This window comes from Flavobacterium cryophilum, from assembly GCF_048286555.1.
Classification (GTDB): Bacteria; Bacteroidota; Bacteroidia; order Flavobacteriales; family Flavobacteriaceae; genus Flavobacterium.
Genome location: NZ_JBLVPZ010000001.1, coordinates 577,165 through 590,429 on the forward strand (window position 1 = coordinate 577,165; position 13,265 = coordinate 590,429).

The following is a 13,265-nucleotide window of genomic DNA, read 5'->3' on the forward strand; positions in this document are numbered from 1 at the left end:
ATAATGGCGCTAGAAACAATACAAATTCAAGAAAAATTAGTCGAAACATTTGATTTGGCTGTTTTTGAATTCAAACAGGAAAAAGATATATTTTCATTTGAAGTCGCTGCTGACAAAATTACGGCGGTAATTCTTTTTTTGAAAAACGACCCAACATTGCGTTTTCATTTTTTAACTGATTTATGTGGGATTCACTATCCTGACAATGATGTTGATCATCAATTTGCTGTTGTGTATCATTTGCACAATTGGTACGAAAACAAAAGGATTAAAATCAAGGCATTTATCAACGGGGAAAACCCAGAAATAAAATCGATATCAAACATTTTCTTAAGTTCAAATTGGATGGAAAGAGAAACGTTTGATTTTTATGGAATAAATTTCATTGGTCATCCACAGTTGAAACGTATTTTGAATATGGATGAAATGATTTCTTTTCCAATGCGAAAAGAATTTCCAATGGAAGATAGCGGAAGAACGGATAAAGATGACCGTTTCTTTGGACGAACAACCGACAATTATTAAAAATACTCATTATTATAATTTTTCACATTAAATAAATGTCAGAACTATTATTACCACCAGAGCATCGCTATGCTAAAAGAATTGCAGCGCAATTAAATGAAGATGGGAGCGAACTTTCAATTCTAAATTTAGGACCTACTCACCCAGCAACACACGGTATTTTTCAAAATATATTGTTGATGGATGGAGAACGAATTCTTGAAGCGGAACCAACCATTGGTTATATTCACAGAGCGTTCGAAAAAATTGCGGAAAATCGCCCTTTTTACCAAATCACTCCTCTTACTGATAGAATGAACTATTGTTCGTCGCCTATAAACAATATGGGTTGGTGGATGACATTAGAAAAATTGCTGGATGTTGAAGTTCCTAAAAGAGCGCAATATCTGCGAGTTATTGTAATGGAATTAGCCAGAATTACGGATCATATTATCTGTAATTCAATTCTTGGTGTTGATACCGGAGCGTATACCGGATTTTTATATGTGTTCCAATTTAGAGAAAAAGTCTATGAAATCTATGAAGAAATTTGTGGAGCTCGTTTGACAACTAATATGGGAAGAATTGGTGGTTTCGAAAGAGATTGGTCACCAGAAGCTTTTAGAAAATTAGATGTGTTTTTAGAAGAATTTCCTGCAGCTTGGAAAGAATTTGAAAACTTATTCGAAAGAAATAGAATTTTTATTGACAGAACGGTAAATGTAGGAGCGATAACAGCCGAGCAAGCTATGGCTTACGGTTTTACCGGTCCAAATTTACGTGCTGCCGGAGTTGATTATGATGTGCGTGTGTCGCAACCGTATTCTTCGTACGAAGATTTTGACTTTATAATTCCTGTTGGAAAATCAGGCGATACTTACGATCGTTTTTGTGTTCGTAATGCCGAAGTTTGGGAGAGTTTGAGTATCATTCGTCAAGCATTGGCAAAAATGCCGGAAGGAAATGACTTCCATGCGGATGTTCCGGATTATTACCTTCCTCCAAAAGAAGATGTTTACACCAGTATGGAATCGTTGATATACCATTTTAAAATTGTAATGGGAGAAATTCCTGTTCCAGTTGCTGAAATATACCATCCTGTGGAAGGTGGAAACGGAGAGCTGGGTTTTTATTTGGTAACGGACGGAAGTCGTACACCTTATAGGTTGCATTTTCGCAGACCTTGTTTTATTTACTATCAAGCGTATCCGGAAATGATTAAAGGTTCATTGCTATCGGATGCAATTGTTATTTTGTCAAGTTTAAATGTTATTGCCGGAGAGTTAGATGCATAAAAGATATCAGATTGTTGATTAACGATTTTAGATTTCAGATTTAAAAAAAATGGAAAGAACTTATCACAAACAAGAAATAAAAATGACCGAAACATTGATGAATCGCATCAATGAATTGATTAGTCATTATCCTGAAGACAAAAGAAAATCGGCATTATTACCAGTTTTACATGAAGTTCAAGATGCTCACGACAATTGGTTGAGTATTGAATTAATGAATAAAGTAGCCGAAATCCTTTTGATTAAACCAATTGAAGTTTACGAAGTTGTGTCGTTTTACACGATGTACAACCAAAGACCAGTTGGAAAATACATGTTCGAATTTTGTCAAACTTCTTCGTGTTGTTTAAATGGAGTGGAAGATTTAATGGATTATACTTGTGAAAAATTAGGAGTCAAAGTAGGTGAACCTACTGCTGACGGATTATTTGAAGTAAGAGGTGTGGAGTGTTTAGGTGCTTGTGGATACGCACCAATGATGCAACTAGGAGATTTTTATAAAGAGCATTTGACGGAAGCAAAGATTGATCAATTAATTGCGGATTGCAAAAACGATATAATAATAGTACACGATAAATAATATGTCACAAAAAATATTATTAGATAAAATAAATGTTCCGGGAATTAGAACTTACGAAGTGTACCGCCAAAACGGGGGTTATGCTTCAGTAGAAAAAGCCATAAAGACATTAACGCCAGACGAGGTTGTCGAAGAAGTGAAAACTTCCGGATTGCGTGGCCGTGGTGGTGCTGGATTTCCTGCAGGAATGAAATGGAGTTTCATCGATAAAAAATCAGGAAAACCAAGACATTTAGTTTGTAATGCGGATGAATCTGAGCCAGGAACTTTCAAAGACCGTTATTTGATGGAATTTATTCCTCATTTATTGATTGAGGGAATGATAACTTCCAGTTATGCATTGGGTGCAAACCTTTCATACATCTACATTCGTGGGGAATATATGTGGGTTTATAAAATATTAGAAAGAGCCATTAATGAAGCAAAAGCTGCTGGATTTTTGGGTAAAAATATATTAGGTTCAGGCTACGATTTAGAACTTTATGTTCATTGTGGTGCTGGTGCTTATATTTGTGGTGAAGAAACTGCGTTGATTGAATCGTTGGAAGGAAAAAGAGGGAATCCTCGTATCAAGCCACCATTTCCTGCCATTTCAGGACTTTGGGCAAATCCAACGGTTGTAAATAATGTAGAAACAATAGCTGCTGTGCCATGGATTGTGAATAATTTAGGTGCAGAATATGCTAAAATTGGTATTGGACGTTCTACGGGAACTAAATTAATTTCAGCTTCTGGGCATGTCAAAAACCCGGGTGTTTACGAAATTGAATTGGGATTAAGTGTTTACGAATTCATGAATTCGGATGAATATTTAGGCGGAATGAGTTCTGACAGACCTTTAAAAGCATTTGTACCGGGAGGAAGTTCTGTTCCCGTTTTACCTGCCCATTTAATTTATAAAACTGCCGCTGGCGAAGATCGTTTGATGTCTTACGAATCATTGAGTGACGGTGGATTTGCAACTGGATCGATGTTAGGATCAGGTGGGTTTATCGTTTATAATGATACGTCGTGCATCGTTCGTAATACTTGGAATTTCTCCCGTTTTTACCATCATGAAAGTTGTGGCCAATGTTCCCCTTGTCGTGAAGGAACAGGCTGGATGGAAAAAGTATTGCACCGAATAGAAAATGGTCACGGTCGTGAAGAAGATATTGATTTGCTGTTGAGCATTCAAAGCAAAATTGAAGGAAACACTATTTGTCCTTTAGGTGATGCGGCAGCTTGGCCAGTGGCAGCAGCAATTCGTCACTTTAGAGATGAGTTTGAATACCATATTCGTTTCCCGGAAAAAATAAAAAATAGAGATCATTTTGTTGCTGAGCCTTTTAATAGTCTCAATGTCTTAAAGTCGAAAGTCATAATGTAAAGAAAGAATGGGGAAATTTAAATCGTTTGAAGAAATTAATTCTTGGCAAAAAGCTAGATTATTTAATAAAAGAATCTATGAAATAACAGAGAATATAATTTTTAAAAAAGATTTTGATTTAGTTAGACAAATAAGAAGAGCATCAATTTCAATTTCTTCAAATATTGCTGAAGGATTTGAAAGGAATACAGATAAGGAGTTTATTTATTTTTTATTTGTATCAAAAGCATCGGCAGCCGAAGTAAGGTCGCAATTATATTTAGCATTAGATTTAAACTATATTTCAAAGATAGAATTCGATGAATTATATTTAAATGTTTCGGATATATCAAAATTATTAAGTGGATTTATAAAATATTTAAATGATTGTCAAAAGAAGTAAGGTCGAAATGTATTCGGCTTTAAAACATTTGACTTTAAGACGTTAAGACTTTAAACATGAAAGTAACCATAGACGGTCAAAGCATAGAAGTAGAACCAGGAACAACAATCCTGCAGGCAGCACGTATGATAGGTGGAGAAGTAGTTCCGCCGGCAATGTGCTATTATTCTAAACTAAAAGGAAGTGGTGGAAAATGCCGCTGTTGTTTAGTGGAAGTTGCCAAAGGAAGTGAAGCTGATCCAAGACCAATGCCTAAATTAATGGCATCTTGTGTCACTGGTTGTATGGACGGAATGGAAGTGAATAGTAAATCTTCGCCAAGAGTAACCGAAGCCAGAAAATCTGTAACCGAGTTTTTATTGATCAATCACCCTTTAGATTGTCCGGTTTGTGACCAAGCAGGAGAGTGTGATCTGCAAAATTTAAGCTTTGAACACGGGAAATCAGAAACTCGTTTTGTCGAAGAAAAAAGAACTTTTGAACCTGAAAACATTGGTCCAAATATTCAATTGCACATGAACCGTTGTATTCTTTGTTACCGTTGCGTAATGGTAGCGGATCAATTGACTGACGATCGTGTACATGGAGTGATGGACAGAGGCGATCATTCTAATATATCGACTTGTATTTCAAAAGCTATCGACAATGAGTTCTCTGGAAATATGATTGACGTATGTCCTGTAGGAGCTTTAACAGACAAAACGTTTCGATTTAAATCTAGAGTTTGGTTCAATAAGCCTTATAACGCACACAGAGATTGCCCTACTTGTTCTGGAAAAACTACCGTTTGGATGTTTGGTGACGAAATTCAACGTGTTACCGGAAGAAAAGATGAGTACCATGAAGTAGACGAATTTATTTGTAATGGATGTCGTTTTGATAATAAAGAAATTACTGATTGGACTATTGAAGGACCGAGAGCGTTCGAAAAAGATTCGGTAATAAATCAAAATAAATACAACAGAAAATTGCAAAAAGTAGAAATCGCTACCGAAGATCATATCCTTTTAGGTAGAGAAGAAGACCGCAAGAAAATAAGCATGGCCGAAATTCCATTGACCGAAGAAGACATTATTAATCAAAAAAGCTTGGGTAATAATGGATAGTACTATTATCATAGAAAAAAGTGTCATTATTGTTGTAGTTTTTGCTTTGACAATGTTAATGGCAATGTATTCCACTTGGGCTGAACGAAAAGTGGCCGCTTGGCTTCAAGATCGTGTTGGACCGAATAGAGCGGGTCCTTTTGGATTGTTTCAACCACTTGCCGATGGTTTAAAATTATTTTCGAAAGAAGAATTTGAGCCAAACACGCCAAACCGATTTTTGTTTTTTGTAGGTCCGGCAATAGCTATGAGTACCGCTTTGATGACGAGTGCCGTAATTCCTTGGGGAGACCGGCTGCATTTGTTTGGAAGAGATATTTTACTGCAGGCCACTGATTTAAACATTGGATTATTATACTTTTTTGGTGTTGTTTCAGTGGGTGTTTATGGAATTATGATTGGTGGTTGGGCGTCGAACAATAAATTTTCATTGATTGGTGCCGTTCGAGCTGCTTCGCAAATGGTATCGTATGAAATTGCCATGGGATTGTCCATAATTGCATTATTGATGATGACTGGAACTCTAAGTTTAAGAGAGATCTCTGAACAACAAGCAGGAATGAATTGGAATGTATTTTACCAACCGTTATCTTTTATTATATTTTTAATTTGTGCTTTTGCAGAATCAAACAGAACACCTTTTGACTTAGCGGAATGCGAAACAGAACTTATTGGAGGATATCACACCGAATATTCATCGATGAAAATGGGATTCTATTTATTTGCTGAATATGCGAATATGTTTATTTCCTCTACGATTTTGGCGGTTTTATTCTTTGGAGGTTATAATTATCCTGGAATGAGTTGGGTTGTTGAAAATTGGGGGGTAAATATTGCCAATGTTTTAGGATTCGGTGCTTTGTTTATAAAATTATGTGGATTCATATTTTTCTATATGTGGGTTCGTTGGACTATTCCAAGATTCAGATACGATCAACTGATGCATTTGGGTTGGAGGATATTAATTCCATTGGCGATCATTAATATTATCATCACCGGAATTGTAATTTTGAGAGCAGAAATTGCTACTTATTTAGGATTTTAGGATTTAAGATTAGATGGGATAAGAAAAAACTTAAGGTTCCGCAATTTGCGACACCTTGATAAAATAAAAATACGGATGCAATTTGCGGCCAGTTAAAAAGGATATATAAAGGGTTGCATTTTGCAACCCGTTCAGAAATGGATTAAAAAATTAGTCGATTTTAAATAAGTGATCTTTTATGGATGAGATTATTATACCGAACGAGGTAATAACTAATAAGATTTATTTTATTAGAGGCGCAAAAGTGATGCTAGACAGAGATTTGGCAGAACTTTATAACGTTGAAACCAAAAGAATAAACGAACAAGTTAAAAGAAACGCATTGAGATTTCCTGAGCACTTTATGTTTCAATTAAGCGAAAATGAATTTGAAATCTTGAAGTCGCAAATTGCGACTTCAAATTGGGGAGGAGTTCGAAAATTGCCCCATGCCTTTACAGAACATGGAATATTGCAATTGTCTAATGTTGTAAAAAGTGTAAGAGCCACTCAGATGAGCATTAAAATAATAGAGATATTTGTAAGTTTGCGGGAGATTATAAACAACAATCTAAGTGTAAAATTAGAAATCGAAGAAATAAAAAAGAAGTTGACGAATCACGATAAAAATATTGAATTGGTTTTTACTTATTTGGATGAATTGATGGAAAAACAAGACAATAAAATAGAAAGGAATAAAATTGGATACAAAAATTAGAATTAAAAAATAAACATTAATAATACCGAAAAAGCCCTAGCCCTGATAGCAGTGGAAATCCTTTTATCCTGAACTTGTTTCAGGATCCTGAAACAAGTTCAGGATAAAAGATTGAAACGAATAGCAGGAGTAAGCTTCAAATAAAAATAAAAAATGTCAATAGAAAGTATATCCTTATCGGGAAGAAAAAAGCTGGTCTCTAATAAGGAGATGACTTTTTGGGAAAGAATGTATCTTATTGCGATTGTCAAAGGTTTGATAATTACGATTCAGCATTTGTTCACCAGAAAAGTAACGATTCAATATCCGGAGCAAGTACGTGAAATGAGTCCTGTGTATCGTGGTCAGCACATGTTGAAACGCGACGAGGAAGGTCGTGAGAATTGTACGGCTTGTGGTTTATGTGCGTTGTCTTGTCCTGCGGAGGCCATAACAATGAAGGCTGAAGAGCGTAGAGCAGACGAAAAACATTTGTATAGAGAAGAAAAATATGCGTCGATATATGAGATCAATATGTTGCGTTGTATTTTTTGTGGTTTGTGTGAAGAGGCTTGTCCGAAAGACGCAATTTACCTGACGACTTCTAAAGTATTGGTTCCTTCCAGTTATGAGAGAGAAGATTTTATCTTTGGAAAAGACAAATTGGTCATGCCTCTTGAAATGGCAATGAAAAACGCTCAACTTAAAAACGCTAATTAATGTCTACCATACTTATAATTTTTTGTGTTTTGTCTGCTATCACATTAGCAACTGCATTTTTGACAATTTTTAGCAAAAATCCGATTCATAGCGCTATTTATCTGGTGATTTGCTTCTTTTCGATTGCAGGTCATTATCTATTATTGAATTCTCAATTCTTGGCGATTGTCCACATTATTGTGTATTCTGGAGCGATTATGATTTTGTTTTTGTTTACTATTATGTTGATGAATTTAAATGAAGAAAGAGAAGTACACCGCCCTAGAATTACGCGATTAGGAGCGATTGTTTCTTTTTGCTTGATTTGTTTGGTATTGATTGCCATTTTCATCAACTCTAAACCTATTGTTGGAGAATATGTATCTACCGGCGAGGATTATCAATCGATAAAAGTATTGGGTAAAATACTGCTGAATGAATATATGGTTCCTTTTGAATTTGCTTCTATATTACTTTTGGTTGCTATGATTGGAACGGTGTTATTGTCTAAAAAAGAAAAATTGCAAAAATAAGATGAACAATATTTTAAACCACATCGGTATTGAAAATTATATATTCCTGAGCGTAATACTTTTTTGTATTGGCGTATTCGGAGTGCTCTATAGACGAAATGCTATTATCGTATTTATGTCGATTGAAATTATGCTGAACGCAGTAAATTTATTGTTTGTAGCATTTTCGACCTATCATCAAGATGCGCAAGGACAAGTTTTTGTGTTCTTCTCTATGGCTGTTGCTGCAGCAGAAGTTGCGGTAGGATTAGCAATTCTGGTTTCTATTTTTAGAAATTTAGGTTCAATTACTATCGATAATTTAAAAAACTTAAAAGGATAAATGGAAATGAATACCAATATAGCTTTAGTTTTAGTTCTTGCTCCTTTTTTAGGATTTTTAATCAATGTTTTCTTTGGCAGAAGCCTTGGAAAATCGCTATCAGGAATAATAGGAACCCTGTCAGTTGTGGTTTCTTTTATTGCGACTGCTTATTTCTTCGGCGGAATTGCCGCGCAACCAGAAGGAATTTATATTTCGCTTTTTGATTGGATTGAAATCAGTACTTTCAAAGTTGATTTCGGATTTCAATTGGACCAATTGTCAGTTTTATGGCTGCTTTTTGTAACCGGAATTGGATCTTTAATTCATTTGTACTCGATCAGTTACATGCACGATGATGAAAATATGCACAAGTTTTTTGCCTATTTGAACCTGTTTATATTCTTCATGATTACGTTAGTAATAGGAAGCAACTTATTAGTGATGTTCATTGGTTGGGAAGGCGTAGGTCTTTGTTCATATCTCTTAATTGGTTTTTGGCACAAAAACCAAGAATTTAATGACGCCGCCAAGAAAGCCTTTATTATGAACCGTATTGGTGATTTAGGGTTGTTAATTGGAATTTTCATTTTGGGAAATTTATTTTCGACTTTAGATTATGCTACTTTGGAAATGGCTATTGCCGGTGCAACTGATCTTGATCTGTATTGGCTTTCTGTCGCCGCTTTCGCGTTGTTTATTGGAGCTTGTGGTAAATCAGCACAAATTCCATTGTATACTTGGTTGCCGGATGCGATGGCAGGTCCAACACCAGTTTCAGCATTGATTCACGCGGCTACGATGGTAACTGCAGGGATTTTTATGATTACCAGATTAAATTTCGTGTTTGATTTGACTCCAGATGTTCAATCGATAATTGCTATAGTTGGAGCTATAACTGCTTTAGTTGCTGCAACTATTGGATTGGTTCAAAACGATATCAAGAAAGTCTTGGCGTATTCGACTGTTTCTCAACTAGGACTGATGTTCTTGGCTTTAGGATTAGGAGCATATGAAGTAGCTGTTTTCCATGTCATCACACACGCTTTCTTTAAAGCTTGTTTGTTCTTAGGTTCAGGTTCTGTAATTCATGCGTTGCACGGAGAACAAGACATGCGCAAGATGGGTGGTTTGAAAAAAGCAATGCCAATTACGTTTGCAACGATGTTGATTGCTTCTTTAGCAATTTCAGGAGTTCCATTGTTCTCCGGTTTTTTCTCGAAAGACGAAATCTTGTTAGTGGCTTTTCAAGCTAACATTTCGTTATGGGTTGTGGCTTCGGTTGCTTCTATAATGACTGCTTTTTATATGTTCCGTTTGATGTTTTTAACGTTCTTCCAAGAATTCAGAGGAACCGAAGAACAGAAACATCATTTGCACGAAAGTCCCTCTTTAATTACCATTCCTTTAATTGTTTTAGCGATTCTGGCTACTATAGGAGGTATGATTAGTTTGCCAGGAAACAGTTGGTTGAACGAGTATTTGACTCCTATTTTACCAAAATTAGCAAACGCTGAACACCATTTAGGAACTACAGAGTATATCTTGATGGCCGTTGCCGTTGCAGGCGGATTAGTAGGAATCGGTTTTGCTTACGCCAAATACATCAAACAAAATACAGTTCCGGAAGAAGATGCTGGTATTACTGGCTTTTCGAAAGTGCTGTACAATAAATATTATGTTGATGAATTTTATGACTCGATTTTTGTTAAACCGATTAATTTCTTGTCTCGTTTTTTCAGAGATACTTTAGAAACAGGTTTGTCGGCTTTAGTTTTTGGATTCGGAAAAGTAACCAATGAAATAAGTTTTCAAGGAAAGAAAATTCAAAACGGAAGTATCGGGCTTTACCTTCTGTTTTTCGTACTAGGGCTTTGTGCCATTGTTTCTTATTTATTTTTAGCTCAATAATTTTATACTATGAATGTATCTCTAATATTAATTATACTTTTAGTTGGTGCGTTTGCAACATTTCTTGCAAGCGATTCATTAGCTCCAAAAGTGGCACTGTTCTTTAGTTTAGCTGCTGCAGGCTGTACTATTGTATTATTAAATCACTATAATTTAGGTGAAAACATAAGTTATATCAGTCAGTGGATTACGAAACCTAATATTTCTTTTGCTTTGAAAGCGGATGGACTATCGTTATCGATGCTTTTGTTGACAACGGTACTGACTTCAATTATTATTTTCTCTTCTTTTGGAAATGATTATAAAAATTCAAAATCATTTTATGCACTAATCTTGTTTATGTCATTTGCTATGGCGGGAACATTTATTGCTTCTGACGGGCTTTTGTATTACATTTTTTGGGAATTATCATTAATACCTATTTATTTCATTGCCTTAATTTGGGGTAATGGCGATGTGGAAGAACGAAGAAAAGCAGTAGTTAAATTCTTTATTTACACATTGGCAGGTTCATTGTTCATGTTAGTTGCTTTTGTTTATTTGTATCAAAAAGCGGGTAGCTTCCTAATTGAAGATTTATATAAATTAAATTTATCAGCAACCGAGCAATTGTGGATATTCCTAGCGTTCTTTTTAGCGTATGCGATTAAGATTCCATTAATTCCTTTCCACACTTGGCAAGCAAATGTGTATCAAAAGGCACCAACTGTTGGTACCATGCTTTTATCGGGTATTATGCTAAAAATGGGATTGTATAGCGTTATTCGTTGGCAATTGCCATTGGCACCATTGGCTGCCAAAGAATATATGAATATCTTTATTGGAATTGGAATTGCAGGTGTCATTTACGGATCTATCGTGGCTTTGAAACAAAAGGATTTAAAGAAATTATTAGCGTATTCTTCTTTAGCTCACGTTGGTTTAATTGCGGCAGGAACCTACACATTGACATTAGACGGATTGCGTGGTGCGGTTTTACAAATGATTGCACACGGATTTGTAGTTGTCGGATTGTTTTATGTTGCCGAAATTATCTTCAGAAGATATGAAACCAGAACCATTGCCGAAATGGGCGGAATCCGTACCCAAACACCAAAATTCGCTTCGATGTTTTTGATTTTAGTTTTATCATCAGTCGCTTTGCCTAGTACTTTTAACTTTATTGGAGAATTTACCGTTTTATACAGTCTTTCCCAGATTAATATTTGGTTTGCTTTTGCAGGAGGAACAACTATAATTTTAGGGGCGTACTATATGTTGAAAATGTTTCAACATGCGATGTTGGGAGAAACCAATTCAAAAGTTTTTGCTGATGTAACTGTCAACGAAGGAATATCATTGCTGTTAATAATTGGTGTTTTATTCTTTTTTGGAATGTATCCAAAACCAATTACCAATTTGATTACGCCAAGTCTGGAAGAAATTTTAACTCAAATAAACCGAATTAACTAAGTCAAATAAAAAAATGAATACATTAATAGCTATAATAGGATTAGGTGTTTTATGCCTTTTATTTGAAATATTTAATTTAAGGAAAGCCATTGTTCCAATAACAATTTTAGGATTATTAGGGGTTCTTGGTTTAACCATAAGTGAATTCAATTCAACAGAAAGTTATTACAACAATATGATTGCGGTAAGTAAATTTTCAACAACATTCTCTTGTTTGTTTATTGTGCTGACTATTTTCTTAGTCGCTTTAGGACATAATTTTTACGAAAATCATCAGTCAAGAATATCAGATTTTATTGCCATAAAAATATTTTTATTGGCAGGAGCAGTGGCGATGGTTTCTTTTGGAAACTTAGCGATGTTCTTTTTAGGAATCGAAGTATTATCAATCGCACTTTATATCCTAGCGGCAAGTGATCGTATGAATTTAAAAAGTAACGAAGCGGGAATGAAATATTTCTTAATGGGATCTTTTGCTTCGGGAATTATTTTGTTTGGTATCTGTTTAATTTATGGAGCCATGGGAAGTTTTGATGTTACTGAAATTAGCGAATTATCACAATCGGCTGAGTTGCCAATTTGGTTCCCCATAGGAATTGTGTTGGTAACAATAGGGATGTTGTTTAAAGTGGCGGCAGTACCATTTCATTTCTGGGCGCCGGACGTTTACGAAGGTTCTCCCACGTTGACAACTGCATTGATGAGCACTTTAGTGAAAGTAGTTGCTATGGCGACTTTGTACAAATTGTTGTCAGTAATGAATGCTGATATTTCTGAATCGTTCAAAATTATGGTAGTCGTGATATCTATGGCTTCGATGACGGTTGGTAATATTATGGCTTTGAGACAAACAAATGTTAAACGTATGTTGGCTTTCTCAGGAGTTTCACATGCTGGTTTTATGTTGATGACTTTGTTGAGTTTGTCTACATCAGCAAGTAGTTTGTTGTATTATGCCTCAGCGTATTCTTTATCTGGAATCGCGGCTTTTAGTGTGATTTTATACGTTTGTAAAAATAGGGATAATGAAGATATTGTGAATTTCCACGGTTTAGGAAAAACCAACCCATTGTTAGCCGCCATTCTTACGGCCGCACTACTTTCTATGGGTGGAATACCAATTTTTGGCGGATTTTTTGCTAAGTTTGTTTTGTTTGATCAAACCATTCAAGCGGGTTATTTAGCTTTAGTAATTGTAGCAGTGGTGAATTCTGTTATAAGCATTGGGTATTACTTCAAATTAATTTTAGCGATGTATACCAAAGAACCAAACGAAGAACGGAAAGGAACTCCGGTTATTATTTATGCCGTAGCTGTTATATCGATTGTGTTGAATATCGCATTAGGGTTGTTCCCTTCTTTAGTGTTGGATTTATTAGCGTAAGCCAAAGCTTAAAAAATATAAGGAAAAC

General features: G+C 35.4%; 14 protein-coding genes. All 14 read left to right on the forward strand.

The genetic code is table 11. The features are described 5' to 3' along the window. The first annotated feature begins 3 nt into the window (after positions 1-3). Entirely contained in the window at positions 4-525 is a 522-nt protein-coding gene (locus ACNQGJ_RS02590; RefSeq protein WP_417970361.1) for an NADH-quinone oxidoreductase subunit C, read from the forward strand. A 35-nt stretch (positions 526-560) separates the two neighbouring features. Beyond that, entirely contained in the window at positions 561-1,799 is a 1,239-nt protein-coding gene (locus ACNQGJ_RS02595) for an NADH-quinone oxidoreductase subunit D (protein ID WP_417970359.1), read from the forward strand. Positions 1,800-1,848: 49 nt separating this feature from the next. After that, the gene (locus tag ACNQGJ_RS02600) at positions 1,849-2,379 is read left to right on the forward strand and encodes an NADH-quinone oxidoreductase subunit NuoE family protein (protein ID WP_417970357.1); all 531 of its coding nucleotides are present in this window, start codon (positions 1,849-1,851) and stop codon (positions 2,377-2,379) included. 1 nt (position 2,380) lies between these two features. Next, entirely contained in the window at positions 2,381-3,748 is a 1,368-nt protein-coding gene (gene nuoF / locus ACNQGJ_RS02605; RefSeq protein WP_417970355.1) for an NADH-quinone oxidoreductase subunit NuoF, read from the forward strand. Between the two features lie 7 nt (positions 3,749-3,755). Then, on the forward strand, positions 3,756-4,130 hold the full coding sequence (locus ACNQGJ_RS02610) for a four helix bundle protein (protein WP_417970353.1): 375 nt from the start codon (positions 3,756-3,758) through the stop codon (positions 4,128-4,130). Between the two features lie 56 nt (positions 4,131-4,186). After that, entirely contained in the window at positions 4,187-5,236 is a 1,050-nt protein-coding gene (locus tag ACNQGJ_RS02615) for an NADH-quinone oxidoreductase subunit G (RefSeq protein WP_417970351.1), read from the forward strand. Then, complete coding sequence (gene nuoH / locus ACNQGJ_RS02620) at positions 5,229-6,281, forward strand: NADH-quinone oxidoreductase subunit NuoH (protein ID WP_417970349.1); 1,053 nt, start codon at positions 5,229-5,231, stop codon at positions 6,279-6,281. Before ACNQGJ_RS02615 ends, nuoH begins: the two co-directional genes overlap by 8 nt. A gap of 178 nt (positions 6,282-6,459) precedes the next feature. Then, complete coding sequence (locus ACNQGJ_RS02625) at positions 6,460-6,978, forward strand: ORF6N domain-containing protein (protein WP_417970347.1); 519 nt, start codon at positions 6,460-6,462, stop codon at positions 6,976-6,978. A gap of 153 nt (positions 6,979-7,131) precedes the next feature. Beyond that, positions 7,132-7,677, forward strand: coding sequence for a NuoI/complex I 23 kDa subunit family protein (locus ACNQGJ_RS02630; RefSeq protein WP_417958864.1), 546 nt, complete (start codon positions 7,132-7,134; stop codon positions 7,675-7,677). Next, on the forward strand, positions 7,677-8,189 hold the full coding sequence (locus tag ACNQGJ_RS02635) for an NADH-quinone oxidoreductase subunit J family protein (protein ID WP_417970344.1): 513 nt from the start codon (positions 7,677-7,679) through the stop codon (positions 8,187-8,189). The genes ACNQGJ_RS02630 and ACNQGJ_RS02635 overlap by 1 nt, the downstream gene beginning before the upstream one ends. Before the next feature lies 1 nt (position 8,190). Then, entirely contained in the window at positions 8,191-8,511 is a 321-nt protein-coding gene (gene nuoK, locus ACNQGJ_RS02640; RefSeq protein WP_066079401.1) for an NADH-quinone oxidoreductase subunit NuoK, read from the forward strand. A 6-nt stretch (positions 8,512-8,517) separates the two neighbouring features. Then, positions 8,518-10,401 (forward strand): NADH-quinone oxidoreductase subunit L, encoded by a 1,884-nt coding sequence (nuoL, locus tag ACNQGJ_RS02645; protein WP_417970342.1) that lies wholly within the window; start codon positions 8,518-8,520, stop codon positions 10,399-10,401. Between the two features lie 9 nt (positions 10,402-10,410). Next, on the forward strand, positions 10,411-11,853 hold the full coding sequence (locus ACNQGJ_RS02650) for a complex I subunit 4 family protein (RefSeq protein ID WP_417970340.1): 1,443 nt from the start codon (positions 10,411-10,413) through the stop codon (positions 11,851-11,853). Positions 11,854-11,866: 13 nt separating this feature from the next. Further along, on the forward strand, positions 11,867-13,237 hold the full coding sequence (locus tag ACNQGJ_RS02655) for an NADH-quinone oxidoreductase subunit N (protein ID WP_417970338.1): 1,371 nt from the start codon (positions 11,867-11,869) through the stop codon (positions 13,235-13,237). Positions 13,238-13,265 lie beyond the last annotated feature (28 nt).

What these genes read in the sequence shown, in the direction of transcription:
- ACNQGJ_RS02590 (WP_417970361.1), top strand. Translation starts at nt 4, where the DNA reads ATGGCGCTAGAAACAATACAAATTCAAGAAAAATTAGTCGAAACATTT.
- ACNQGJ_RS02595 (WP_417970359.1), top strand. Translation starts at nt 561, where the DNA reads ATGTCAGAACTATTATTACCACCAGAGCATCGCTATGCTAAAAGAATT.
- ACNQGJ_RS02600 (WP_417970357.1), top strand. Translation starts at nt 1,849, where the DNA reads ATGGAAAGAACTTATCACAAACAAGAAATAAAAATGACCGAAACATTG.
- nuoF (WP_417970355.1), top strand. Translation starts at nt 2,381, where the DNA reads ATGTCACAAAAAATATTATTAGATAAAATAAATGTTCCGGGAATTAGA.
- ACNQGJ_RS02610 (WP_417970353.1), top strand. Translation starts at nt 3,756, where the DNA reads ATGGGGAAATTTAAATCGTTTGAAGAAATTAATTCTTGGCAAAAAGCT.
- ACNQGJ_RS02615 (WP_417970351.1), top strand. Translation starts at nt 4,187, where the DNA reads ATGAAAGTAACCATAGACGGTCAAAGCATAGAAGTAGAACCAGGAACA.
- nuoH (WP_417970349.1), top strand. Translation starts at nt 5,229, where the DNA reads ATGGATAGTACTATTATCATAGAAAAAAGTGTCATTATTGTTGTAGTT.
- ACNQGJ_RS02625 (WP_417970347.1), top strand. Translation starts at nt 6,460, where the DNA reads ATGGATGAGATTATTATACCGAACGAGGTAATAACTAATAAGATTTAT.
- ACNQGJ_RS02630 (WP_417958864.1), top strand. Translation starts at nt 7,132, where the DNA reads ATGTCAATAGAAAGTATATCCTTATCGGGAAGAAAAAAGCTGGTCTCT.
- ACNQGJ_RS02635 (WP_417970344.1), top strand. Translation starts at nt 7,677, where the DNA reads ATGTCTACCATACTTATAATTTTTTGTGTTTTGTCTGCTATCACATTA.
- nuoK (WP_066079401.1), top strand. Translation starts at nt 8,191, where the DNA reads ATGAACAATATTTTAAACCACATCGGTATTGAAAATTATATATTCCTG.
- nuoL (WP_417970342.1), top strand. Translation starts at nt 8,518, where the DNA reads ATGAATACCAATATAGCTTTAGTTTTAGTTCTTGCTCCTTTTTTAGGA.
- ACNQGJ_RS02650 (WP_417970340.1), top strand. Translation starts at nt 10,411, where the DNA reads ATGAATGTATCTCTAATATTAATTATACTTTTAGTTGGTGCGTTTGCA.
- ACNQGJ_RS02655 (WP_417970338.1), top strand. Translation starts at nt 11,867, where the DNA reads ATGAATACATTAATAGCTATAATAGGATTAGGTGTTTTATGCCTTTTA.